This window comes from Pseudomonas sp. RU47, from assembly GCF_004011755.1.
Taxonomy (GTDB): Bacteria; Pseudomonadota; Gammaproteobacteria; order Pseudomonadales; family Pseudomonadaceae; genus Aquipseudomonas.
The window spans coordinates 2,310,732-2,333,167 of sequence record NZ_CP022411.1; the positions used below are offsets into that span (position 1 = coordinate 2,310,732).

The 22,436-nt window shown below is 60.6% G+C and carries 21 protein-coding genes; 14 read left to right on the forward strand and 7 right to left on the reverse strand.

The window, feature by feature from the left end; genetic code table 11:
* Positions 1 to 45: 45 nt before the first annotated feature.
* Entirely contained in the window at positions 46 to 657 is a 612-nt protein-coding gene (locus CCX46_RS10555) for a type II secretion system protein GspJ (protein WP_127926603.1), read from the reverse strand.
* On the reverse strand, positions 654 to 1,115 hold the full coding sequence (gspH, locus tag CCX46_RS10560; RefSeq protein ID WP_127926604.1) for a type II secretion system minor pseudopilin GspH: 462 nt from the start codon (positions 1,113 to 1,115) through the stop codon (positions 654 to 656). Before gspH ends, CCX46_RS10555 begins: the two co-directional genes overlap by 4 nt.
* A 114-nt stretch (positions 1,116 to 1,229) precedes the next feature.
* Between gspH and CCX46_RS10565 the strand changes: the two genes are divergently transcribed.
* Positions 1,230 to 1,661, forward strand: coding sequence for a type II secretion system protein N (locus tag CCX46_RS10565; protein WP_127926605.1), 432 nt, complete (start codon positions 1,230 to 1,232; stop codon positions 1,659 to 1,661).
* Between the two features lie 6 nt (positions 1,662 to 1,667).
* Here CCX46_RS10565 and gspI read toward each other — a convergent pair whose 3' ends face one another.
* The gene (gspI, locus tag CCX46_RS10570) at positions 1,668 to 2,054 is read right to left on the reverse strand and encodes a type II secretion system minor pseudopilin GspI (protein WP_127926606.1); all 387 of its coding nucleotides are present in this window, start codon (positions 2,052 to 2,054) and stop codon (positions 1,668 to 1,670) included.
* 147 nt (positions 2,055 to 2,201) lie between these two features.
* On the opposite strand from gspI, the gene gspG reads away from it, so the two are divergent.
* From gspG to gspF, 7 genes are read left to right on the forward strand one after another with little or no spacing between them, the layout of a single operon-like run.
* Positions 2,202 to 2,651, forward strand: coding sequence for a type II secretion system major pseudopilin GspG (gene gspG / locus CCX46_RS10575; RefSeq protein WP_016984958.1), 450 nt, complete (start codon positions 2,202 to 2,204; stop codon positions 2,649 to 2,651).
* Between the two features lie 8 nt (positions 2,652 to 2,659).
* On the forward strand, positions 2,660 to 3,646 hold the full coding sequence (gene gspK, locus CCX46_RS10580) for a type II secretion system minor pseudopilin GspK (protein ID WP_127926607.1): 987 nt from the start codon (positions 2,660 to 2,662) through the stop codon (positions 3,644 to 3,646).
* A complete protein-coding gene (gene gspL, locus CCX46_RS10585) occupies positions 3,643 to 4,821 on the forward strand; it encodes a type II secretion system protein GspL (protein ID WP_127926608.1) in 1,179 nt (392 codons plus the stop codon). The genes gspK and gspL overlap by 4 nt, the downstream gene beginning before the upstream one ends.
* A complete protein-coding gene (gspM, locus tag CCX46_RS10590; RefSeq protein ID WP_127926609.1) occupies positions 4,814 to 5,356 on the forward strand; it encodes a type II secretion system protein GspM in 543 nt (180 codons plus the stop codon). Before gspL ends, gspM begins: the two co-directional genes overlap by 8 nt.
* Positions 5,353 to 7,728, forward strand: coding sequence for a type II secretion system secretin GspD (gene gspD, locus CCX46_RS10595; RefSeq protein WP_127926610.1), 2,376 nt, complete (start codon positions 5,353 to 5,355; stop codon positions 7,726 to 7,728). Before gspM ends, gspD begins: the two co-directional genes overlap by 4 nt.
* A complete protein-coding gene (gspE, locus tag CCX46_RS10600) occupies positions 7,725 to 9,131 on the forward strand; it encodes a type II secretion system ATPase GspE (RefSeq protein ID WP_127926611.1) in 1,407 nt (468 codons plus the stop codon). The genes gspD and gspE overlap by 4 nt, the downstream gene beginning before the upstream one ends.
* A complete protein-coding gene (gene gspF, locus CCX46_RS10605) occupies positions 9,131 to 10,342 on the forward strand; it encodes a type II secretion system inner membrane protein GspF (protein ID WP_127926612.1) in 1,212 nt (403 codons plus the stop codon). Before gspE ends, gspF begins: the two co-directional genes overlap by 1 nt.
* A gap of 494 nt (positions 10,343 to 10,836) precedes the next feature.
* Here the strand turns inward: gspF and CCX46_RS10610 are convergent, their stop codons facing one another.
* The gene (locus CCX46_RS10610) at positions 10,837 to 11,979 is read right to left on the reverse strand and encodes a pectate lyase family protein (protein ID WP_127926613.1); all 1,143 of its coding nucleotides are present in this window, start codon (positions 11,977 to 11,979) and stop codon (positions 10,837 to 10,839) included.
* Positions 11,980 to 12,177: 198 nt separating this feature from the next.
* Here CCX46_RS10610 and CCX46_RS10615 point away from each other — a divergent pair, with 198 nt between their 5' ends.
* Positions 12,178 to 12,933 (forward strand): FadR/GntR family transcriptional regulator, encoded by a 756-nt coding sequence (locus CCX46_RS10615; RefSeq protein ID WP_038364752.1) that lies wholly within the window; start codon positions 12,178 to 12,180, stop codon positions 12,931 to 12,933.
* A 4-nt stretch (positions 12,934 to 12,937) separates the two neighbouring features.
* Here the strand turns inward: CCX46_RS10615 and CCX46_RS10620 are convergent, their stop codons facing one another.
* The 3 genes from CCX46_RS10620 to CCX46_RS10630 all read right to left on the reverse strand — a co-directional run bounded on the left by CCX46_RS10620 (position 12,938) and on the right by CCX46_RS10630 (position 15,492).
* Positions 12,938 to 13,831: an SMP-30/gluconolactonase/LRE family protein gene (locus CCX46_RS10620; protein ID WP_127926614.1), complete on the reverse strand. Its 894-nt coding sequence runs from the start codon at positions 13,829 to 13,831 to the stop codon at positions 12,938 to 12,940.
* Complete coding sequence (locus CCX46_RS10625) at positions 13,828 to 14,670, reverse strand: NAD-dependent epimerase/dehydratase family protein (RefSeq protein WP_127926615.1); 843 nt, start codon at positions 14,668 to 14,670, stop codon at positions 13,828 to 13,830. The genes CCX46_RS10620 and CCX46_RS10625 overlap by 4 nt, the downstream gene beginning before the upstream one ends.
* Before the next feature lie 96 nt (positions 14,671 to 14,766).
* Positions 14,767 to 15,492: an oligogalacturonate-specific porin KdgM family protein gene (locus CCX46_RS10630; protein WP_095120121.1), complete on the reverse strand. Its 726-nt coding sequence runs from the start codon at positions 15,490 to 15,492 to the stop codon at positions 14,767 to 14,769.
* A gap of 361 nt (positions 15,493 to 15,853) precedes the next feature.
* Here CCX46_RS10630 and CCX46_RS10635 point away from each other — a divergent pair, with 361 nt between their 5' ends.
* The 5 genes from CCX46_RS10635 to CCX46_RS10655 all read left to right on the forward strand — a co-directional run bounded on the left by CCX46_RS10635 (position 15,854) and on the right by CCX46_RS10655 (position 22,426).
* On the forward strand, positions 15,854 to 17,008 hold the full coding sequence (locus CCX46_RS10635; protein WP_008079679.1) for a mandelate racemase family protein: 1,155 nt from the start codon (positions 15,854 to 15,856) through the stop codon (positions 17,006 to 17,008).
* Positions 17,009 to 17,080: 72 nt separating this feature from the next.
* Complete coding sequence (locus CCX46_RS10640) at positions 17,081 to 18,691, forward strand: ABC transporter substrate-binding protein (protein WP_127926616.1); 1,611 nt, start codon at positions 17,081 to 17,083, stop codon at positions 18,689 to 18,691.
* Positions 18,692 to 18,775: 84 nt separating this feature from the next.
* On the forward strand, positions 18,776 to 19,789 hold the full coding sequence (locus CCX46_RS10645) for an ABC transporter permease (protein ID WP_016987798.1): 1,014 nt from the start codon (positions 18,776 to 18,778) through the stop codon (positions 19,787 to 19,789).
* A 46-nt stretch (positions 19,790 to 19,835) separates the two neighbouring features.
* Positions 19,836 to 21,446 carry an ABC transporter substrate-binding protein gene (locus CCX46_RS10650; RefSeq protein ID WP_127926617.1) on the forward strand — a complete coding sequence of 537 codons (1,611 nt, stop codon included), beginning with the start codon at positions 19,836 to 19,838 and terminating at the stop codon, positions 21,444 to 21,446.
* Positions 21,447 to 21,508: 62 nt separating this feature from the next.
* Complete coding sequence (locus CCX46_RS10655; RefSeq protein WP_038364768.1) at positions 21,509 to 22,426, forward strand: ABC transporter permease; 918 nt, start codon at positions 21,509 to 21,511, stop codon at positions 22,424 to 22,426.
* Positions 22,427 to 22,436 lie beyond the last annotated feature (10 nt).

Below are 22,436 nucleotides of genomic sequence, written 5' to 3' on the forward strand. Positions count from 1 at the left end.
ACAGTTGCTGTGCGTGTCAGGGCAATACGCAATATCGCCCAGACACTAATCCAGTGGGCCCAATACCTGGCGGTAGTGTTCTTCGCCTTGAAGCGTCTGCCGGGTCAGGCGGATTTCCAGGCCTTGGGGGTTTTCTTTGCGATTGCCACTGAGCTGGCGCCAACCCATCTCGGGTTCCCAGACGCGCACTTGCAGATCGCTGATTCCGTCGAGCACCGCCACTGCCTGTTTCGGCGCAGGCAACGGGTAGCGATCACGTGGCGTGGCGGCGGCGCGGTACAGGGTTTGATCTTTCAACCACCAGCGCACGCGCTGCAAGCCGTTCTGCGAGGTGGCTGCACTGCGGATCACGTCAAGACGAAAGCGCTGGTCGTCGGCGCTGCGCACGCTGATTGCCGCTGGCTGCTCGGATCGTTCGTCATCGTTGTCGTTCAACTGTGGTTCGCGCAGTTCGATGCTGGCGCGCAAGGCGACATCTCGTTCCAGTTGATGCAGCGTGCGCAGCAGTGCTTCGGTGTGTTCGGTGCTCGCCTGCAGGTGCGTGTCGGCGCGGGTCACGCTGTCCAGACCGCGCCAGGCAATCAGGCTGACGATCGCCATGAGCATGATCGCGACCATCACTTCGATCAGGGTAAAACCCTCTTGCCGGTTATTCATGGCTGGTTGGCCAAGGTCAATTTGCCCGTGGCTGTGCGTTGCACGGTGAGCGTGTTCTGGCCGTCCGAGAGTTGCAGTTGCACGGGGGAATCGAACCACTCGGCGTTCAGTATCAGCGGCTGCCTGGGTGTCACTCGCACCTTCAGCGATGGCGTTTCCCAGTGACGGGGGCGCAGTTGCGGATCGGCGAGGAAGTGATCGAAGCCGGGGCCTTGTTCATTGCGACGGCTGAAACGAAAGCCGTTTTTCTCCGCCTGCCAAGTGATCGGGCGTCCATCGGCCAGGGCTTCGGCATGGGCGATTTGCAGCAACTGGATCAAGCGATTGGCGTCCTTGCGCAGCAGTTGCGCCGGGTCAGGCTTGATACTCAGGCTGACGGCGGCGCTGGCAATGCCGATGATGATCAACACCACCATCAATTCGATGAGGGTGAAGCCCGTTTGTCTGTCCTTGGTCATACCGCAACGTTCCTTCGTTGTGAATCCATCCTGGCGGATTCGAACCTTCAATCCCGATAGAAAAGCGAATGTTGTCCTGTAGACTGCGACGCAGGACAACAGGGAGGTTGGGTCTTGGCATTTACTTTTCGCTTATCCGCAACGCAGCTTGTGCAATCGGCGGCGCTGATCGCTGCACTGGCAGGGGGACTGTTCTGGTCTGCGCTGTTGCTGACGCCGGCAGAATCCCACGTTCCGGCGGTGGCACCCCACGTGTTGCCGACGCGCGCCGAGACAGCGGCTTTGCAGTGGTTTTCCAACCAGCCGGCACCGTTGGATATCAAGGTTTCCGGAGTGCTCGCAGGGGCGCACGCTGCGGTGGCAATTCTAAGTCTCAACGACGGTCCGCCGCGCAGTTTTCTGGTGGGTGATCGCTTGACCCAAGGGGTGCGCGTGATAGCCATTGAACAGGATGCGGTGGTCATCGAGCGTGGCGGAGAACAGAGCCGATTAAAAGTCAGCACGCTGCCAGACTCCCTATCGCTGCCTCGACTGACTCGACCCTGAGCAGCGTCATTGGCGCTTTTCCTGTGGTTGGCCGAGTAAGGTTTCGAGTCGCGCCAGGGGCGGTGCCTGACGTTCGCGATCGGAAATCAGCAGCGTCACGCGCAGCAGTCGTCCATCGGCGCTCGGCGTCACGCGTTGGTCACAGCGCAATTGCAGGCGACCTTGATCACAGTCGAAGGTTTTCAGGCCCGGGGCAAAATCTCCCTCCAGGCGCAGTTCGGCGAGCCGGGTCTGTGCCGCCAGCAAAGCGATCGAGCGATCGCGCAACAGGCCATTGCTCTGGGTCATCAGGCCCGCAACGCGAACGGCCGCAGACATGGCCACGGCGATGATCGCCAAGGCCACCAGAACCTCGATGAGGGTGAAACCTCGCTCCTTGCGCAACGCTTCCATGCTTGACTCTGCGGGTTGAAACCGGCCCGCAGAATAACACCCGTCCTTTGGCGAATGTGCAGAAAAACAGTGCGTTAATGATTGTTGTACGATGACTGGCTTTTGTTACACTGCGCGCCGAATGTAATCATGCCAAGGAAGGTTGAAATGGATTTCGCGCGCGTCAAATCTCAGTCCGCAGGCCGTCGAGGTCAGCAGGGTTTCACCCTGATCGAAATCATGGTGGTGGTGGTCATCCTCGGCATTCTGGCGGCGATGGTCGTGCCCAAGGTGCTCGACCGACCTGATCAGGCCCGAGCTACTGCGGCGAAACAAGACATCGCCGGCCTGATGCAGGCGCTCAAACTCTATCGCCTCGACCACGGCACTTATCCGACCCTGAATCAGGGTTTGAAAGTGCTGGTGGAGCGCCCAGCGGATGCGAAGAACAGCAACTGGCGCTCTTATCTGGAGCGCTTGCCCAACGACCCGTGGGGTCGTCCTTACAACTATCTGAATCCTGGCGCGAACGGTGAGATCGACATCTTCTCTCTCGGCGCCGACGGCCAACCTGACGGCGACGGCGTCAATGCCGATATCGGTTCCTGGCAGCTCTGAGAGCGGCCATGAACTCATCCTCGCCACAGGCGCAGAAACAGCGCGGCATGGCCATTATCAGCGCCTTGCTGATTGCCGCCGTGGTTGCGGTGATCGCCGCGGGCATGCTCACGCGGCAGAGCGTTTTTACCCGTTCTCTTGAAGCGGAACAGTCCCGAGTGCAGGGCGCTGCCGCGCTGTTGGCGGGGCTGGAGCTCAGTCGGCAACTGCTCAGGGACACGCGTCAACAGGACGTGCTGACCCGGCTCGATCAGCCATGGGCGCAACCTGTCAAAAGCCATTTGCTGAATTCGCCGGGGGACGGTTTCGAGGGGCGCATCGAGGATCAGCAAGGCAAGTTCAATTTGCGCAATTTACTCAGCAATGAGCGCGTCGATGGCGGGCAGTTGCGCAGCTTTGAACGCCTCTGCGAAATGATCGGAATCGATGCTGCCCTCAGCCAGCGCATCAGCCAGCGAGTCATTGCCTCCTACCCGAGAATGCCCGACCTGCAAGCTGTCGGGCAAAGCATGGCGCAGGCGGGGTTTGGCAGCGTCCGCGCGACGTCACCGAGTGCGCGTCGCCAGCCATTGCCGGCCACTCAGCCGATGTTACGCAGCCTTGATGATTTACGTGGCCTCGAAGGCATGAACGAGCAACTGCTTGGGCGTTTGAATCAGTATGTCAGCCTGATTCCGGCCAAGACCTGGGTCAACGGTAATACCGCCAGCGCCGAGGTATTGGTGGCGGTGGTTCCGGGGTTATCGCTCGCGCAGGCCAGGGCCGTGGTGGGAGAGCGCGATCGTGGCCAGTGGTTCCTCAATCGCGGGGATTTCGTCAACCGTCTGCACTTGCCGCATCTGACTGTCGACGGACTGAACGTCGGCATCAGCAGCGATTGGTTTCTGCTGCGCGGACACGCGCGTCGTGACCAGCGCCGCGTCAGCCTGGATGCGCTGCTGCATCGACCTGCCGACGACCTGCCGAAAGTGATCTGGTCGAGGCTCGGCGTATGACTCGCCTGCGAGTCGCCTTGCCGCCGCTGGCGGGTTTGACCTCAGACTCTGAGGTTGAATTTGCGCGTCTGGATCGGCACGACCAGGTCAGTCAGACCGGTGTCAGTACGCTGTTGCTGATTGAACAGGAGTGGCCGTTACAGCCGGTTGAATTTTTTCTGCATCCGGCGGACAGCGTACTGACCAGTTTGCCGTTGCCACCGCTGACGCCGGTGAAGATCGATGCGGCGGTGAAGTGTGCCGCGCAGGCGCTGATTCTGGGTGGCACTGAACAAATGTACGTTGCACACAGTGCTCGTGAGGTCTCGGGACAAGTGGCGCTGGCCTGGCTCGCGCAGGCGTCTCTGGATCGTTTCGGGCAGTTATTGACTCAGCACCGATTGAAGCTGCGAGGCCTTTATCCGGCGCCTTATGCGTTGCCGGTCCCCGCGCAGGGGCAGGTCAGCGTGTGCGTGTTGGAGGGACAATTGCTGCTGCGCTTCAGCCGTGCGCAGGCTTCGGTAGAACCTTTGGCGCAGGAGCGTCTGGATGAACTCGTCACCAGTGGTCGCGGCTTGCAGTGGATCGGCGCGGATGCTCCTGCAACAGTCGTCGAACCACGACCTGCGGAGCAGCGCTGGTGTGGCGTTGCGCCGGGATGGGGGTTGCATACAGGCATCGGCAAGGCTGCCGGCCCCGCTCGCGGTTGGGGCAAGGCCGTCTTCTGTTGCGCCTTGGCGATCGCGATCTGGGTGTCGGGGCTGAACCTTTACGCGGCCCGTGAAGTGACCGAGGGCGAACAGCTCAAGGCGCAAATGAGCCAGCGGGTGAAGCAGGCTTTTCCAGAGTTACCGGTGATCCTCAATCCGTTGCAGCAGGCTCGCCAGCAATTGGCAGCCCGGCACAGCGGTGTGGCGGCCGACGCGAATCACGGGTTTGCCTATCTGGTGCAACACGCCGCGAGCGCGCTGCCGTTTATGGCGGGCAGCGTCCAGCGCATGACCTTTGAGCAGGGGCGTTTGCAGTTAGAGTTGGCCGCCGATACTGCGCAGGCACCCGCCGACGGCGCATTGCCGGGAGCGCTGACACAGGCCGGGTTGGTCGCCAGGCGCGAAGACAACGTGTGGATTTTCAGCCCGCAGATTGAGCCGGCAGCGGTTGAGGACGATGCCGTCATGGACAGCGACGATGAATAACCTACTGGCGATCTATCGGGCTCGCTGGCTGCTGCTGCGAGCACAGATTCATCGGCATTGGGCGCCGCTGACCTTGCGCGAAAAACGCCTGGTCGCGGGCACCGCATTGATGTTGGGGGGCGTGCTGATCTGGCTGCTGCTCGTCCAGCCACCGCTGAAAAAAATTCAACATTGGCAGACCGAAACGCCGAAGTTGCGTGGCCAGGCCGAGGCGCTGGATCTGTTGTTGCGCGAGGTGGCGACAGCGCCCATTGGGCAAAACTTTGAGCGGTCATTGCAGCAATCTATCGATGGCAGCGGGCTGCTTGGTCACTACCAGTTGCAGGCAATTGGCACCGCTTGGCAGTTGACGTTCGAGGATGCGCCCGCTGATGCCGTCATCAGTTGGCTGTTAATCCACCCCGTGCAGTTTTCACTTGAAGTGGTCGAGGCTCGTTTGCAGCGTGCAAGTGAGGTCAAGGTCGATGATACGGCAGGCACTCTGTCGGGAACCGTTCGCATGGATCAGGCGCTGGGCGCTAAGGAAGCTTCATGAAGTGGTCAGGTTCCAATTATGTACGTACGGCCGCGCCGTTACTGTTGTTGGCACTGAGCGCGTGCAGCAACACCAGCACCACGCCGCAGAATCAGCCGCCATTGCTGGTCGACAGTGAACTGGGCCGGCCGTTGGCCAGCACCCAGCGCAGCGGCGACGCGGTGCTCGACCGCGAGCGCGCACAGGCGCAGGCGCGACCTGTGCCGAAGCCATTGCACAACATCAGCAAGAGTGCGCGCAGTGGTGCGGCGGCGTCGGGCATTGCGTTGCCGAGTAATCCTTTGGGTGATCAACCGGTGACGCTGAATTTTGTCGACGCGGATATTCAAGCGGTGGTGCGCGCTTTGTCGCGTTCGACTGGCCAGCAGTTTTTGGTCGATCCTCGGGTGAAGGGCACGTTGACGCTGGTGTCGGAAGGTCAGGTGCCAGCGCGGCAGGCTTACGACATGTTGCTGGCGGCGTTGCGCATGCAGGGTTTCAGCGTGGTTGATGTGGGCGGTGTGGCGCAGGTGGTGCCGGAGGCGGATGCGAAATTGCTCGGTGGGCCGATTTACAGTGCCGACAAACCGGCGGGCAACGGCATGCTCACGCGCACGTTTCGGCTGCAATATGAAAACGCGGTGAACCTGATTCCGGTGCTGCGGCCGATCGTTTCGCCGAACAATCCGATCAACGCCTATCCGGGCAATAACACCATCGTCATCACCGATTACGCGGAGAACCTGACGCGCGTTGCGCAGTTGATTGCGAGCATTGATTCGCCGAGTGCGATCGACACTGACGTGGTGCAGATTCAGAACGGCATCGCTGCTGACATTGCGCCGATGGTCGCGGATTTGCTCGATGCACCGGGGAATGATCCGACGCAGAAAATTGCCGTGATTGGTGATCCGCGTTCCAACACCATCATCATTCGCGCCGGCAGCCCGGAGCGTACCGAGCTGGCGCGTAACCTGATCTACAAACTCGACAACGCGCAGAGCAATCCGAGCAATCTGCACGTGGTTTATCTGCGTAATGCGCAGGCGGCGAAACTGGCGCAGGCACTGCGCGGTTTGCTCACGGGCGAGAGTGATAGCGGCACCAGCGACAGTGCGCGTTCGGTGCTTAGCGCCATGGGCGCAAGTACCGGCGGCAGCGCTGGGCAGAATGGCCAGAGCGGCACGCAAACCAGCGGCAGCACCTCGACCACCAACAGCAGCGGCAGCACGGGCGGCAGTTACGCCCAGGGCAGCAGTGGCAGCGCAACCGGCAGCGGCGGGTCACAGAATAGCGAGCAGAACGTCGCCTTCAGTGCCGGCGGTGTGACCATTCAGGCTGACGCCACCACCAACACTTTGCTGATTTCCGCGCCGGAGCCGTTGTATCGCAACCTGCGCGAAGTCATCGATCTGCTCGACCAACGCCGCGCGCAAGTGGTGATCGAAAGTTTGATCGTCGAAGTCGGCGAGGACGATGCCAGCGAGTTCGGTGTGCAGTGGCAGACCGGAAATCTGGGAGGCAACGGCGTGATCGGCGGGGCGAATCTGGGTGGGTCGGGGATCAATGCCAACGGCAAAACCAGCATCGATGTGCTGCCGCAAGGTTTGAACCTGGGCTACGTCAACGGCACCGTCGACATTCCCGGCATCGGCAAGATTCTTGACCTGAAAGTGCTGGCCCGGGCCTTGAAGAGCAAGGGCGGCACCAACGTGCTGTCGACGCCGAACCTGCTGACCCTCGACAACGAAGCGGCGAGTATTTTTGTTGGCCAGACCATCCCGTTTGTCAGCGGCAGCTACGTGACTGGCGGCGGGGGCACCAGCAACAACCCGTTTCAGACGGTGACCCGTGAAGAAGTGGGTTTGAAGCTCAATGTGCGCCCGCAGATTTCTGAGGGCGGCACGGTCAAGCTCGATATCTATCAGGAAGTCAGCAGCATCGACGAACGCGCTTCCAACAGCGCGACATCGACGGGCATCGTCACCAACAAACGTGCAATCGACACCAGTATTTTGCTCGACGACGGCCAGATCATGGTCCTTGGCGGGTTGCTGCAGGACGGCTACAGCCAGAGCAATGACGCGGTGCCGTGGCTGGGCAGTCTGCCGGGAATTGGCGCACTGTTTCGCAACGAGCGCCGGGCGATTACCAAGACCAACCTGATGGTATTCCTGCGTCCGTACATCATCCGCGACAGCGAAGCGGGGCGCAGCATCACCCTTAATCGCTACGACTTTATGCGCCGCGCTCAGGGTGGTTTGCAGCCGGAACGCAGCTGGGCGATGCCGGACATGCAGGCGCCGCAGTTGCCGACAGCGGCGCAGGGTGTGCCGGCGGTTTTACCTGGGGCGGGTCCGCGCGCAACCATCAAAGCGGTGCCGATCCAATGAGTGCATTGCCTTACGCCTGGGCCAAGGCGCAGCGCATTCTGTTGTGCGATGGCGTGTTGACCGTTTGCCCGTCGACGCCGGGCTGGTCGATCAGCGAGGCGCGGCGTCAGTTTGGCGCGACCACGATTCAGCGGGTGCGCGATGACGAACTTGATGGCTTGCTTGCCAGCGCTTATGCCGACACTGGTAGTGCAGCGGCGGTGGTTGGGGCTGCGGAAAACGAAGTTGATCTCGATCGGCTGATGCAGGACATGCCGGAAATCACCGACCTGCTCGACACTCAGGACGGCGCGCCGGTGATTCGCATGATCAATGCCTTACTCACGCAAGCGGCGCGCGATGAGGCCAGCGACATCCACATCGAGCCCTTCGAAACCCATTCAGTGGTGCGCTACCGCGTCGACGGTACGCTGCGCGATGTGGTCTCACCGCGCAAGGCGTTGCACGGTGCGCTGGTGTCGCGGATCAAGATCATGGCGCAGCTCGACATCGCCGAAAAACGCCTGCCGCAGGATGGTCGCATCGCCCTGCGGGTGGCCGGTCGACCAATCGATATCCGTGTTTCCACCGTACCGACCGGGCATGGTGAAAGGGTGGTGATGCGTCTGCTCGACAAGCAGGCCGGGCGCCTGCATCTGGAAACCCTCGGCATGGACGCGCAGGTGCTGGCCAAACTCGATCACCTGATCCGCCAGCCCCACGGCATCGTCCTGGTCACTGGCCCTACCGGCAGCGGCAAAACCACCAGCCTCTACGCCGCACTGGCGCGGCTCGATGCGAGCACCAGCAACATCCTCACCGTGGAAGACCCGGTGGAATACGACTTGCCGGGGATCAGCCAGATTCAGGTCAACGCCAAGATCGACATGACCTTTGCCCTGGCGCTGCGGGCGATTCTGCGCCAAGACCCGGACATCATTATGATCGGCGAGATCCGCGATCTCGAAACCGCACAAATCGCCGTGCAGGCTTCATTGACCGGTCACTTGGTGCTGGCGACGCTACACACCAACGACGCGGTGTCGGCGGTCAACCGTTTAATCGACATGGGCGTCGAACCGTTTCTGCTGGCCTCGTCGATGCTCGGCGTGCTCGCGCAACGCTTGGTGCGGCGCCTGTGCAATCACTGCAAGCAGGAAGACCCTGCGACACCGGGCACCTGGCGCCCGGTCGGTTGCCCAGCGTGCAATCAAACCGGCTACAGCGGCCGCACCGGCATCCACGAATTGTTCTGCATCGACGACGATATCCGCACACTGATCCACCAAGGGGCAGGGGAGCAGGCTCTGCGCGCATCTGCTGCCAAGGCCGGGATGTTCAGCCTGCGCGAGGACGGTGAACGCTGGATCCGCAGCGGCGCCACCGCGCCTGAAGAAATCCTCCGTGTGACACGGGACGCCTGATGAATCGCTATCGTTTTGAAGCCGCCGACGCGACCGGCAAGATTGAATCCGGACATCTGGAAGCGGACAGCCAGAGCGCCGCGTTCACAACATTACGCGGGCGCGGGTTGACCGCGTTGTCGGTGCACAAGGAAAGCAACGTCGCCCAGCACGGCGGCGGTGGATTGTTCAGCGCCAAGCTCTCGGACAACGACCTCGCGTGGGCCACGCGGCAATTGGCGAGTCTGCTCGGGGCCAGCCTGCCGCTGGAAGCGGCGCTGAGTGCCACGGTCGAGCAGGCAGAGAAAAAGCACATCGCCCACACCCTCAGCGCCGTGCGCGCCGATGTGCGCAGTGGGATGCGTCTGGCGGAATCACTGGCGGCGCGGCCAAGGGATTTTCCCGAAATCTATCGCGCGTTGATTGCGGCGGGTGAAGAATCCGGCGATCTGGCGCAAGTGATGGAACGGCTCGCCGACTACATCGAGGAGCGCAACAACCTGCGTGGCAAGATTCTCACCGCGTTCATCTATCCGGGTGTGGTTGGGCTGGTGTCGATTGGCATCGTGATTTTTCTGCTCAGTTACGTGGTGCCGCAGGTGGTCAGCGCGTTTTCCCAAGCGCGGCAGGATTTGCCGGGGCTGACCCTGGCGATGCTCAATGCCAGCGATTTCATTCGTGCGTGGGGCTGGTTGTGTGCGGCGCTGATTGCCGGGGCGTTCTGGAGCTGGCGTCTGTACCTGCGCAATCCGGCGGCGCGTTTGAGTTGGCATCATCGGGTGCTGAAGTTGCCGTTATTTGGGCGTTTCATCTTGGGCCTGAACACCGCGCGTTTTGCCTCGACCCTGGCGATTCTCGGCGGCGCCGGGGTGCCGTTGTTGCGTGCGCTGGAGGCAGCGCGGCAGACGCTGTCCAACGATTGCTTGAGTTTGAGCGTCACTGAAGCAACGGCCAAGGTGCGCGAGGGTGTGAACCTGGCGGCAGCGTTGCGCGTGGAGAATGTGTTTCCGCCGGTGCTGATTCATCTGATCGCCAGTGGCGAGAAAACCGGCTCGCTGCCACCGATGCTTGAGCGTGCGGCGCAGACCCTGTCGCGAGATATCGAACGCCGGGCGATGGGCATGACGGCATTGCTGGAGCCGCTGATGATTGTGGTGATGGGCGGGGTGGTGCTGGTGATTGTGATGGCGGTGTTGTTGCCGATCATTGAGATCAACCAACTGGTCCAGTAGCCGGTTTTGATGGTGTCTGATCGGGCCCCTTCGCGAGCAGGCTCGCTCCCACAGGGCTCTGTGTTGTGAGGTAAATTGCATTCGATCATTGAGAGCACTGAGTTGATCCAGTAGTGGTGTGTCTGAAGTATTGCTGCTTTTTGGGCCGGCCCCTTCGCGAGCAGGCTCGCTCCCACAGGGTTCTGTGTTGTGAGGTAAATTGCATTCGATCATTGAGAGCACTGAGTTGATCCAGTAGTGGTGTGTCTGAAGTATTGCTGCTGTTTGGGCCGGCCTCTTCGCGAGCAGGCTCGCTCCCACAGTGTTCGGTGGTGTGAAGTCAATTGCATTAACAACATCAATCCCTGTGGGAGCGAGCCTGCTCGCGAAGAGGCCAGCCGGGGCAATAAATAAATCCGGATTTTTTCAGAACTTCACCCCCGCACGATCTTCAAGCAGACATGAAAAAGCCCTCGTCACCGAGGGCTTTTCATTGACACGGTTACATCGATCAATCAGATCTTGCCAGCGCCAGCCTTGGCCTTAACGTCGGCCGCGACTTTGTCTGCGTTCAGCGGGGTGTAGCTGTAAGGCGGGGTCCAGCCGATGTTGGTGCCCCACTTGCAGGTCAGCAAGGTGCCATTGAGCGTAGAACCCTGATCAAGGTAGGTGCTGCCACCGTAGTCGCCGGCGATTTTGTCGCAGCCGCTGATGCCGGAGATTTCGAAGGCGTTTTTCTCGGAGAAAATCTTCGAGTTTTTGCCCACGCCGTGCGCGTAGCTGAACGGGTAGACCTTATGGCTGGTGCTGCCCACGTGATAGTTGTTGTACAGATGCACCTGGCCGAAGCGCACGCGTGGCGCGCGTGCAGAGATGTTTTCGAACAGGGTGTTGTGGATCGTGACCTTGAGCTTGCCATCATCGGTGGTACGGCTGTCGCTGGAACCGATCAGGTTGTTCTTCTCGTGCGATTTGAACGCCGAGTAGGAAATGGTCACGTAGTTGGCACCGTTTTTCACGTCCAGTGCGCCGTCGTGGTGTTGCTTTGGACGACCGTTGGCGGTGCCGTTCTGGTCATCGGTGCGGCGGCCATCGGTGAAGGTGACATGGTCGACCCACACATTGTTGGCGCCTTCGATGGTCAGCCCGTCGTACTCGGAGTTCCAGTTGCCGGCGCTGCCGTCATTGGCGTCCCAGATCGGCTCGGGATCCCACGGGTTTTCGAGGGTGATGTTGCGGATGATCACATCGTTTTCCTTGGCATAGAAGAAACCCTCGCGGATCTCCGCCGTGCTGCTCGTACCGACGATGGTCGTCTTGCCCGGGATATCCAGACGACCGCGCTTTTTCATATCGGCGGTCGTCGTATAAGCTTTGCCTTCGCTGATGTCGATCGGCCCGGTAATCTTGATAATGCGACCGTTGGTGCCGACCGAAGCGCTGAGTGCGGCTTTCAGTTCGGCGGCGTTCTTCACGGTATAGATGTTGTTGGCTGCCGCTCTGGAGCCACCCTTGGTACCACCGTTTTGCGTGGCCCAGCCAGTCGTTGCAACATCCAGCCAGATATCGGCCGCTTGTGCAGGCAGGCTGGAAAACAGCAGGCTGCCGACGATGGCGCTGGCCAGTTTGCAGGCCGTGAAGGTTGTTGGTTTTGTCATGAGTAATCAGATCCTTGATTAACTTGAGTGTTTTACACGCGAAATTTCGACGTGTTTCTCGAGCGGACGTCCTTATCGCCATTGCAGCGAATCGAACGTCCGCTGCATGAGAAATCCTATCATTGAACTGGTGCGTTGTCGTACAACTGAATGGGCTATGATGCGTAATTATTCGAAAACTCGAGATTTTTGTTGCTGATGGACAGATCCAACGCCACACCCAATGTTCGTCGTCGGCATCGCAGCCTGGCGGAGGACCTGGTCACCGAGCTGTCCCGACGCATTTGCAGCGGCGAACTCGCGCGCGCGACGAAGCTGCCGACTGAATCTCAGGTCATGGCCGAGCACGGCGTCAGTCGCACGGTCGTGCGCGAGGCGATATCGCGTCTGCAGGCAGCGGGCCTGGTGGAAACCCGGCACGGTATCGGCACCTTTGTTCAGGACATTCCCAGCCCGAGCGGTTTTCGCATTGATCCGGACAGCATCGTCACGCTTCAGGATGTCTTGGCGGTGCTTGAATTGCGCATCACTTTGGAGGTCGAGGCCGCTGGCCTGGCGTGTGCGCGGCGTACCGATGAGCAACTGCAACTGATGCGTGATTCGCTGGACGCCATCAATTCCCGCGCCGTCAGTGTCGACTACGCCGTGTCGGCGGATTTCCAGTTCCACCAGCAAATTGCGCTGGCCACCGGCAACCGCTATTTCACCGACATCATGCTGCACCTGGGCGCGAATATTCTGCCGCGCACACGTCTGCATTCCAAACGCCTGGAGAATGACCGCAAGGAGCCCTATCTGGAGCGCCTCAGTCGCGAGCATGAAGACATTTACATTGCGATTGTCCGGCGTGATTCCGACGCCGCGCGCGCAGCCATGCGTTTGCATCTGTCCAACAGCCGCGAGCGTCTGCGCCGTGCCTACGAAGCTGCAGACGCGGCGGCGTTGAACGTCTGAAGCCTCAGGCGCGGGCCTTGGGTTCGGGCAGGCCTTGAACACCCGGATTGAGGGCAAAGACTCCGCCCGCCAGTGGCTGATCGGCGAGGTCGATGCCTTGCGGGCGAATCGAGGTGACAAACAAGGTGTCGAGCCGAGGGCCGCCAAAGGCACACATCGTCGGTTTCTTCACCGGCACCGGCAACGCGCGATCCAGTTTCCCCTGCGGGGTAAAGCGCAGCACCAGTCCGGCATCAATCGCGCAGATCCAGTAGCAGCCGTGTGAATCCACGGCGGCACCGTCCGGTCGACCGGGGTGGTCGTTCATGTCGACGAACACGCGGCGGTTGTGCGGCGTGCCACTGTCGATGTCGTAATCGAAGGCCCAGATCAGTTGCCGGCTCGGGTGCGAGTCGGACAGATACAGGATGCTCCCGTCGGGACTGAACGCCAGGCCGTTGGGCACCACGAGTTCCTGCAGTTGCGGCGCCAGCACCGATGCATCATTCGGGTTTTGCGCGTCGTATCGATACAGCGCGCCGACCGCCTCGGCACCCATAGCGGTTGGCATCGAGCTGGCCCAGAAGCGTCCCTGACGATCGCAGCGACCATCATTGAAACGCATGCGCGGGCGGGCGTGCTCGACGCCGATGAGCTTTTCCGCAGCCAGACGTCCGTCAACCTGCGGGCGCAGTTTGAACAGGCCACTTTCCTGCGCGCCCAGCCAATGTCCCGCTTCGCTGCGGGCGATACAGGCGAGCATTTCATCCGCCTGCCAGCAGTCGGTCTGGCCATCGAGCTGCCAGCGATGCAAGCGACCGGCCGGAATATCCACCCAATACAAGGCATTTTCGTCGGTTTGCCAGACCGGGCTTTCACCGGTGGCGTTACGCGCATCGACAATCAGTTCGGCACTCATGAGCGCGTCTGCGCCGGCGTTTCAAACGGACCTGCTGCGGTAAAGGCGCCGCCCTGATACAAGCGGTCCGGGTGGTCGGCAGCGAGTGCCGGTTGTTGTTCGACCTTTGCGCGAAAGGCTTCGGAGCTGTCCTGCGGCGCAAAGCCCAGGTGCGCGGCGTGGCGGTTGTTCCACCACTGATCTCGGTTGGCAGACACACCGTAAATCACGCTGTGCCCGACATCGCTGGCCAGCAGTGCGCGGGCGATCAGGTGCTCCAGATCGGTATAGCTCAGCCAGGTCGCCAGCATGCGCAGGTTGCGCGGTTCGGGGAACGAAGAACCGATGCGCAGGCTCACTGTTTCGATGCCATAGCGGTGGAAATAGAACGTTGCCAGGTCCTCGCCGTAAGCCTTCGACAAGCCGTAATAACCGTCCGGGCGACGCGGCGAATGGGCGTCGATCTGTTCGTCCTGCGAGTAAAAACCGGTGACGTGGTTGGAGCTGGCGAACACGATGCGCTTGACCCCGTGCAGGCGCGCGGCCTCATAAACATGAAAGATGCCGCGAATATTCGCCTCGAGAATTTCTTCGAAGGATCGCTCCACCGAGATCCCGCCCAAATGCACGATGGCATCGACGCCCTCGACCAGCGCGGCGACAGCGGCCTTGTCGCTCAGATTGCAGTTGATCACTTCGTCATGCGCGCCGCGGCTTGGCGCCATCGCACTGATGTCCGAGGAGCGGACGATGTCGGCGTGAACCTGCAGGGTTTCGCGCAGAATCTGGCCGAGCCCACCGGCGGCGCCGGTCAGCAGAATACGGTTGAAGGGTTTGGCTTGCGTAGCGTGTGTGGTCATGGTCGGGTCTTCCATTACGCGGTGGTGAAAGGGTGGGGCGGCAGGATGTCTGCCCGACAAGCGATGCGCGCTCGCCAGGCAAAAGCGGCGCGCGGCTTACATGAAGTTGTATTGCACGCCCAGACGCCAGCGTGCCTGGCGATCGGGTGAGGTGGAGTCGACTTTGATGTCGCCGATTTCCATGAAGGGCGCCCATTGTTTGGTGAGCTTGTATTTGACGATCAGGTTCTGTTCGTAGTCGCTCTTCTTGTTGTCGTAGCGGATGTAGTCGGTCTTGAAATAGATGAACTGATATTCGTAAGCCCACTTGTTGGCTGGCGTGTAGCCCAGCCAGCCTTCGAAGCGGTGGGTGGTCTGGTCATCCTTGTAGTGATCGGGCATGTCTTTGTTGACCTGATCGCGATCGAGTTTGCGCAGGTCCAGGCGATAGCGCGTCGCTACGTAGAAGGCGTCGTCGATTTTGTAGTTGTACTTGAGGCCGAACTTGTAGGCGGTCGCATCCTTCGAGCTGTCCATCTGAAACGCCGGGGTCAGCGTCGACTGCGCGCTGAGCTTGTAGTTGTAGCTCACCGTGAACTCGTGGCCGTTGTTGACCATGTTGTCGTAGGCGACATCTTTGCGGTCACCGGCCGTGCGGTATTTCATCTCCGCCTCAAATCCCAGGCCACTGTCCAGGCGGTAGTTGAGCTTGATTCGGTCGGCGTGGGCGCTGTCTTCCTCGGTGTACTGGTGGCGGTAGTTGAGGCTGGCGGAGTCAGCGTTGACAGCGAAGGGCAGGCCGAGGGCCGCGACAGTGACGAGCGTGCGTAGGGTGGTGTTCATACGGTCTTCTTTTTTTGTTTTTGTTAGGGTCGTTTGACGAGTACTACAGGCACCGCGATGTTGCGTAGGGCTCTCATTTGAGGCGCAGATATAAGTTATCGTACGACAAGATGACTCGTCTACGTTATTTTGCTGGTTTAGAAACATATTGATACATATATCCCCTGCGAATAGGGGTCTAAAGCAAGTCCTGTTATTCCGTAGTCATCTTTAAATATGGCGCTTTGCTGGACATTTAGCCGCAAATGCTTCGATTAGAAGAGGTGTTATTGGGTCTTTTCAAGTGTTGTACGATGACCTATGATCGGTCGCAACCGACGACACTCCTGTCACAAATCCAATAAGAAGGCTCAAGACGTCCATGAGAATCACAGCAGTCAACGTCCAGGTTTTTTCCTATCCCACCCGCCGCGCAGTCGACAGCGCCGGCCATGCTCATCCCGGCGATGTCAGTCAGGCGCAAATGGCGTTGCTGCGCATCCAGACCGAAGACGGCAAGGAGGGTTACGCCCTCGGTGCGCCGGAGCTGATTCGTCCTTATGTGCTGGACGGTTTTGTGCGCAAGGTGCTGGTCGGGCAGAACGCCTTTGATCGCGAAAAGATCTGGCATGACCTGGCGCATTGGCAGCGTGGCAGCGCCAGCCAGTTGACTGATCGCGCGCTGGCGTTGGTCGAGCAGGCGTTGTGGGATTGGGCGGGGCGCAAGCTCGGGGTGCCGGTGCACAAGTTGATCGGCGGTTTTCGCGACAAGGTGCCGGCATACGGCTCAACCATGTGCGGCGATGAATTGCCGGAGGGCCTGGCGACGCCGGAGGACTACGGACGCTTTGCCGAAACGCTGGTCAAGCGCGGCTACAAGGCGATCAAGTTGCACACCTGGATGCCGCCGGTCTCGTTCGCACCGAGCCCGCGCATTGACGTCAAAGCCTGCGCGGCAGTGCGCGAAGCGGTGGGCCCGGACATCGCCTTGATGCTTGACGGTTATCACTGGTACAGCCGCACCGAAGCGCTGTACATCGGGCGCGAACTGGAAAAACTCGACTTCGCCTGGTTCGAAGAACCGATGATGGAAGAATCCGCCGAATCCTATGCCTGGCTGGCGGGGCAACTGGACATTCCGGTGCTCGGGCCGGAAACCTTGTCCGGCAAACACCTGAGCCGGGCCAGTTGGGTCAAGCACGACGTTTGCGACATCCTGCGTGCCGGCGTTGCCGGGGTCGGCGGGATCGGGCCTTGCCTGAAAGTCGCACACATGGCCGAGTCGTTTGGCATGGACTGCGAAATCCATGGCAACGGCGCAGCCAACCTGACGGTGGTCGGCGCGATCAAGAACTGCACCTGGTACGAGCGCGGCTTGCTGCACCCGTACCTGGATTACGACGAGGTGCCGGCGTACCTCAAGCGTCTGGTCGACCCGATGGACAGCGATGGTTTTGTGCACCTGTCCGACCTGCCGGGTCTGGGCGAAGACATCGACTTCAACTTCATCGAGATGAACACGCTTAAAAGCTTCTGACGTGTACGCGGGCTGCCCGGTACATGCCGGGCTGTCCGAGAGCCCTATAAATATAAGAAAGGCACTCTCGCTATGAACATTCTTCCTTCGCTGTGGGCGCGGGTTCTGGCGGCTACCCTGGCGGTGACCGCGCTACCTGTCGTCCATGCCAAAACCCCGGCCGATCAATTGATCGTCGGCATGAGCATGATCAATCTGCTGTCCCTCGACCCGGCGGCGGCCACCGGCCTGGACGTGTCGGAGATCAATGCCAATCTCTATGACATGTTGCTGGTGCAAGACGTCGCTGCGCCGGATCGGCTGTTGCCGGCACTCGCCGAGCGCTGGCAAGTCAGCGACGACCGCAAGACCCTGACCTTCAATCTGCGCCAGGGCGTGCAATTTCAATCGGGCAACCCGTTGAGCGCCGAAGACGTCGCCTGGTCGTTGCAGCGCGTGCTCAAACTCAACCTTGCGCTGGCGTCGACCTGGAAGGCTTACGGTTTTACCGCCGACAATGTCGAGCGTTCGATGCGCGCGACCGATGCCAATACCTTCGTCATTGAATTGCCGCGCCCCACCGATCCACAGTTGGTGCTCAACACGCTGGCGACCTCGCCAAGTGCCTTCATTCTTGACCGCAAAAAAGTCCTCGAACATCAGAAGAACAATGACCTCGGTGCCGCCTGGCTGGTGACGCACGCCGCCGGCAGTGGTGCCTTCGTGCTCAATGACTGGCGGGCCAACGACGTGATCCTGATGAGTCGTTTCGACGGCTACTGGGGCGGCCCGGCCAAGCTCAAACGCATCGTCATGCGCAACATGACCGAGTCGCAGTCGTTGCGTCTGATGATCGAACGGGGCGACCTCGACATCGCCAAAGGCATGTCGGCGCCGGACATCCAGGCCTTGCAGAAAAGCGACAAAGTCCGCACGCAAACCCTGCAACGCGGCACGCTGTATTACGTCGCACTGAGTGTGAAGCAGCCGATGTTCGCCGACGCGCGCGTGCGCAAGGCTGTGCGCTCGTTGATCGACTACCAGGGCATCAACCAGACCGTCATGCCGCACTACGGCGTGATCAATCAGCGCCCGATGCCGTTGGGACTGGCCGCGCGCTTGCCGGATCCCGGTTATCGACTGAATGTCGATGAGGCCAAAAAACTCCTGGCCGAAGCTGGTTACCCGAACGGGTTCAAGACCAGTATTCGCGTGCTGGCCGAACCGCCCTTCATCAACATTGCCTCCAATCTGCAATCGACGCTGGCGCAGGCCGGGATCGAAGCCAGCATCATCACCGGCACCGGTAACCAGATCTACGGCGCCATGCGTGAGCGCAGTTTCGACATCATCGTCGGCCGTGGCGGTGGCGGCGCCGAACGTCATCCCCATTCGAGCCTGCGCACGCTGGTGTACAACCCGGATAACCGTGACGAAGCCAAGCTGAGCAACTTCCAGGGCTGGCGCACTTCGTTCTACAGTCCCGAGTTGAATCAGTTGATCGAGAGTGCCGAAGTCGAGCCCGATGCGCAGAAACAGCAGGCGCAGTATCAGGACATCCAGCAGCAACTCGATCAGCAAGTGGGCGCGATTCTGCCGGTCTCGCAGATGACCGACACGGTGCTGGTCTACGCCGATGTTGCCGATTTCCAAGGGCACACGGCCGCGACCACGCGCTACAAAGACGTCTACAAAAAACGTTGAAATGCACGGATGAACTTCGCGTGCCGGGTGCACCGGTGACCGTTTTATCAGGAGCTGACTATGTTTGTTATGACTGCCTCTGCCATGGGAGCCCGCGCCTCCAATACTGCGCGGCGTGCCAGCACGGTACTGGTGACGTTGCTGGGCCTGCTGGCGCTGACGTTTATCATCGGTCGGGTCATGCCGCTCGATCCGGTGCTGGCGGTGGTCGGGCCGGACGCCGACAGTTCGACCTACGATCAGGTGTACCGGGCGATGGGGCTCGACAAGCCGATCTGGACCCAGTTCGGCCTGTACCTCAACGACTTGCTGCACGGCAATTTCGGCAACGCGCTGTTGACCGGGCACCCGGTGCTCGATGACATCCGCCGGGTGTTCCCGGCCACCATCGAACTGGCGACCCTGGCCATCCTTTTCGGTGTGCTGATCGGTTTGCCGCTGGGCGTCTGCGCGGCAAGTAATCAAGGGCGACTTGGCGATCATGTCGCGCGAGTGATTACCCTGTTCGGCTATTCCACACCGATTTTCTGGCTGGGCATGATGGGCCTGCTGGTGTTTTACGCCTGGCTCGGCTGGGCTGGGGGCGCCGGTCGCATCGACCTGGCGTACGACGGCATGGTGCCCGAGGTCACCGGGCTGTTGCTGATCGATTCGAGCCTGGCGGGTGACTGGGAAGCCTTCGCCAGCGCATTGCGCCACATCGTCTTGCCGGCGCTGATCCTCGGGCTGAACTCGGTGGCTTACATCAGCCGGATGACGCGCAGCTTCATGCTCGAGCAACTGTCTCAGGAATACATCATCACCGCTCGGGTCAAGGGGTTGTCGCGCCGCCAGGTGGTCTGGGGTCACGCCTTTCGCAACATCCTCGTGCAACTGCTCACAGTGGTGGCGCTGGCTTACGGCTCGCTGCTCGAAGGCGCGGTGCTGATCGAAACGGTCTTTGCCTGGCCGGGTTTCGGCCAGTACCTGACCAGCAGCCTGATGCTCGGCGACATGAATGCGGTGATGGGCTGTGTGCTGGTGATCGGTTTGATTTTTGTCGCGCTCAACCTGATCAGCGATGCCTTGTACAAGGTCTTCGACCCGCGCACCCGTTAACACGCCTGGCAGCAGCACTAAAAATTATAAAAAGAAGGATTTTTCAATGACGACTGCATTTACCAAACTGCACGCTGGCCTGTTGGCGGCGGTCCTGGCGCTGGTGCCGATGACCCAGGCCAGCGCCAAGACGCCGGCCGATCAACTGATCGTCGGCATGAGCATGGTCAACCTGTTTTCCATCGATCCGGCCAACGCGCCCGGCCTCGACGCTTCTGGCGTCAATGCCAATCTTTACGACACCCTGGTCAAGCGTGATCACGGCAATCCGGAACAGCATCTGCCGCAACTGGCCGAGCGCTGGACGATCAGCGACGACGGCAAGCAGATAACCTTTCATTTGCGTCAGGACGTGAAGTTTCACTCCGGCAATCCGCTGACCGCTGAAGACGTGGCCTGGTCGTTGTACCGGGTGATGAAACTGAATTTCGGCCTGGCCACGACCTGGAAAGCCTACGGTTATAACGTCGACAACATCCAGTCACTGATCCGTGCCAGCGATGCCCACACGCTGGTCATCGACTTGCCGCAAACCATGGATCCGCTGTTGCTGATCGACTCGCTGGCGATCTCGCCGAGCGCGGTGGTGATCGATCGCAAAACAGCGTTGGCGCATGAGAAAAACGCTGACCTCGGTGCTAACTGGCTGGTGACCAACGAGGCTGGCAGCGGCCCCTTTGTGCTGAGCAAATGGACGGCGAACGACTCGCTGTTGCTGACCCGCTTCGACGGTTACTGGGGCGGTGCTGCCAAGCTCAAACGCGTGGTGGTGCGGCACATGACCGAATCGCAGTCGCTGCGCCTGATGCTGGAGCGCGGAGACCTCGATCTGGCGTACGGCATGGCCGCACCGGACATCCGCGCCATCGACGGTTCGGAAAAAATCCACGTGCAGTCACTGCCGCGCGGCACCATGTACTACGTCGCGCTGAGCATGAAACAGCCCGAATTTGCCAATCCCAAAGTGCGCGAAGCGGTGCGTAACCTGATCGACTACAAGGGCCTCGACGAACAGGTGATGCCGTATTACGGCCAGCTGAATCAGCAGCCGATGCAACTCAGTCTGGCGGCGCGCCTGCCGGATCCGGGTTATCACATGGACGTCGCCAAGGCGAAAAAACTCCTCGCCGAAGCGGGGTATCCGGACGGCTTCACCACGACCATTCGCACATTGTCAGAGCCGCCCTTCATCGACATCGCCGCGCGTCTGCAAGCGACGCTGGCCGAGGGCGGGATCAAGGCCAGCATCGTCAACGGCACTGGCAACCAGGTGTACGGCGCCATGCGTGCGCGCAACTTCGACATCATCGTTGCGCGCGGGGCCGAGCGCTATCCGCATCCGTATTTCAGCCTGCGCACGTTTGCCTACAACCCCAACAACAGCGATGACGCCGGCCTGCCGAATTTCCAGGGCTGGCGCGCTTCGTTTTTCAGCCCGCAACTCAATAGCCTGATTGATCAGGCCGGGGTTGAGCGCGATGCCGGCCAGCGCCTGAATCTGTATCACCAGGCACAGAAAATCTACGACGAGCAGGTCGGTCCGATCATGATGATTTCGCAGATGACCGACACCGTGGTCAGCGCCGCCGACGTCAAGGGCTTCGTCGGTGATGATGCCGAGGCGACGCGTTATCTGGGTGTCTACAAACAACGCTGAACGCTGCCCGGTGCGTCGGCGTACGCGCCGGGTGATCCTGAATTCAATCCGAGAACATGCCCATGATTGCCAACATGTCTTCTACTGATTCGAGCGCCAAGCGGCGGTTGGATCGTACCCCCGGATCCAGCTTCGACGCCTTCTGCAAAAGTGCCCTGAAAGTCTTGCGGCACCTGCTGCGCAACCCGATGACCCTGGCCGGATTGCTGGTCGCGCTGGTGCTGGTGGTGGTGGCGCTGTTTGCGCCGTGGATCGCCACCCATGATCCGGTGGCGCAGAACCTCGCCAATGCCCTGCAGGCGCCGGGCGCTGCCCACTGGTTCGGCACCGATGAATACGGCCGGGATATCTTCAGTCGGCTGGTCTACGGCTCGCGCATCACGCTGTACATCATCACCCTGGTGACCGTGATCGTCGGCCCGATCGGGCTGTTTATCGGCACCGTCTCCGGCTACTACGGCGGTGTTGTCGACACGGTGTTCATGCGTCTCACCGACATCTTCATCTCCTTCCCCAGCCTGGTGCTGGCGCTGGCATTTATCGCTGCGCTCGGTCCGGGCCTGGAACACGCGGTGGTAGCGATTGCGCTGACGTCGTGGCCGCCGATTGCGCGACTGGCGCGGGCGGAAACCCTGTCGTTGCGCAAGGCTGACTTCGTTGTGGCGGTCGAGCTGCAAGGGGCTTCGTCCACGCGAATCATCCTGCGGCACATTGTGCCGATGTGCATGTCGTCGGTGATCATCCGCCTGACCATGAACATGGCCGGGATCATCCTCACCGCAGCGGCTTTGGGCTTTCTTGGTCTCGGTGCGCAAGCGCCGTCGCCGGAGTGGGGCGCGATGATTTCCACCGGGCGTCGCTACATGCTTGAGTGCTGGTGGCTGGTGGCTGTTCCGGGGGCCGCAATCATGTTGGTCAGCCTGGCTTTCAACCTGTTGGGCGACGGCCTGCGGGACATTCTTGATCCGCGCAGCGAGTAATCGGAGGCTG

Coding starts and splice junctions, on each gene's coding strand:
- gspH (WP_127926604.1), bottom strand. CDS start 1,115: ATGACCAAGGACAGACAAACGGGCTTCACCCTCATCGAATTGATGGTG.
- CCX46_RS10650 (WP_127926617.1), top strand. CDS start 19,836: ATGACGACTGCATTTACCAAACTGCACGCTGGCCTGTTGGCGGCGGTC.
- CCX46_RS10615 (WP_038364752.1), top strand. CDS start 12,178: ATGGACAGATCCAACGCCACACCCAATGTTCGTCGTCGGCATCGCAGC.
- CCX46_RS10555 (WP_127926603.1), bottom strand. CDS start 657: ATGAATAACCGGCAAGAGGGTTTTACCCTGATCGAAGTGATGGTCGCG.
- gspF (WP_127926612.1), top strand. CDS start 9,131: ATGAATCGCTATCGTTTTGAAGCCGCCGACGCGACCGGCAAGATTGAA.
- CCX46_RS10610 (WP_127926613.1), bottom strand. CDS start 11,979: ATGACAAAACCAACAACCTTCACGGCCTGCAAACTGGCCAGCGCCATC.
- gspG (WP_016984958.1), top strand. CDS start 2,202: ATGGATTTCGCGCGCGTCAAATCTCAGTCCGCAGGCCGTCGAGGTCAG.
- CCX46_RS10655 (WP_038364768.1), top strand. CDS start 21,509: ATGATTGCCAACATGTCTTCTACTGATTCGAGCGCCAAGCGGCGGTTG.
- gspE (WP_127926611.1), top strand. CDS start 7,725: ATGAGTGCATTGCCTTACGCCTGGGCCAAGGCGCAGCGCATTCTGTTG.
- gspL (WP_127926608.1), top strand. CDS start 3,643: ATGACTCGCCTGCGAGTCGCCTTGCCGCCGCTGGCGGGTTTGACCTCA.
- CCX46_RS10635 (WP_008079679.1), top strand. CDS start 15,854: ATGAGAATCACAGCAGTCAACGTCCAGGTTTTTTCCTATCCCACCCGC.
- gspI (WP_127926606.1), bottom strand. CDS start 2,054: ATGGAAGCGTTGCGCAAGGAGCGAGGTTTCACCCTCATCGAGGTTCTG.
- gspK (WP_127926607.1), top strand. CDS start 2,660: ATGAACTCATCCTCGCCACAGGCGCAGAAACAGCGCGGCATGGCCATT.
- gspM (WP_127926609.1), top strand. CDS start 4,814: ATGAATAACCTACTGGCGATCTATCGGGCTCGCTGGCTGCTGCTGCGA.
- CCX46_RS10630 (WP_095120121.1), bottom strand. CDS start 15,492: ATGAACACCACCCTACGCACGCTCGTCACTGTCGCGGCCCTCGGCCTG.
- CCX46_RS10645 (WP_016987798.1), top strand. CDS start 18,776: ATGGGAGCCCGCGCCTCCAATACTGCGCGGCGTGCCAGCACGGTACTG.
- gspD (WP_127926610.1), top strand. CDS start 5,353: ATGAAGTGGTCAGGTTCCAATTATGTACGTACGGCCGCGCCGTTACTG.
- CCX46_RS10640 (WP_127926616.1), top strand. CDS start 17,081: ATGAACATTCTTCCTTCGCTGTGGGCGCGGGTTCTGGCGGCTACCCTG.
- CCX46_RS10625 (WP_127926615.1), bottom strand. CDS start 14,670: ATGACCACACACGCTACGCAAGCCAAACCCTTCAACCGTATTCTGCTG.
- CCX46_RS10620 (WP_127926614.1), bottom strand. CDS start 13,831: ATGAGTGCCGAACTGATTGTCGATGCGCGTAACGCCACCGGTGAAAGC.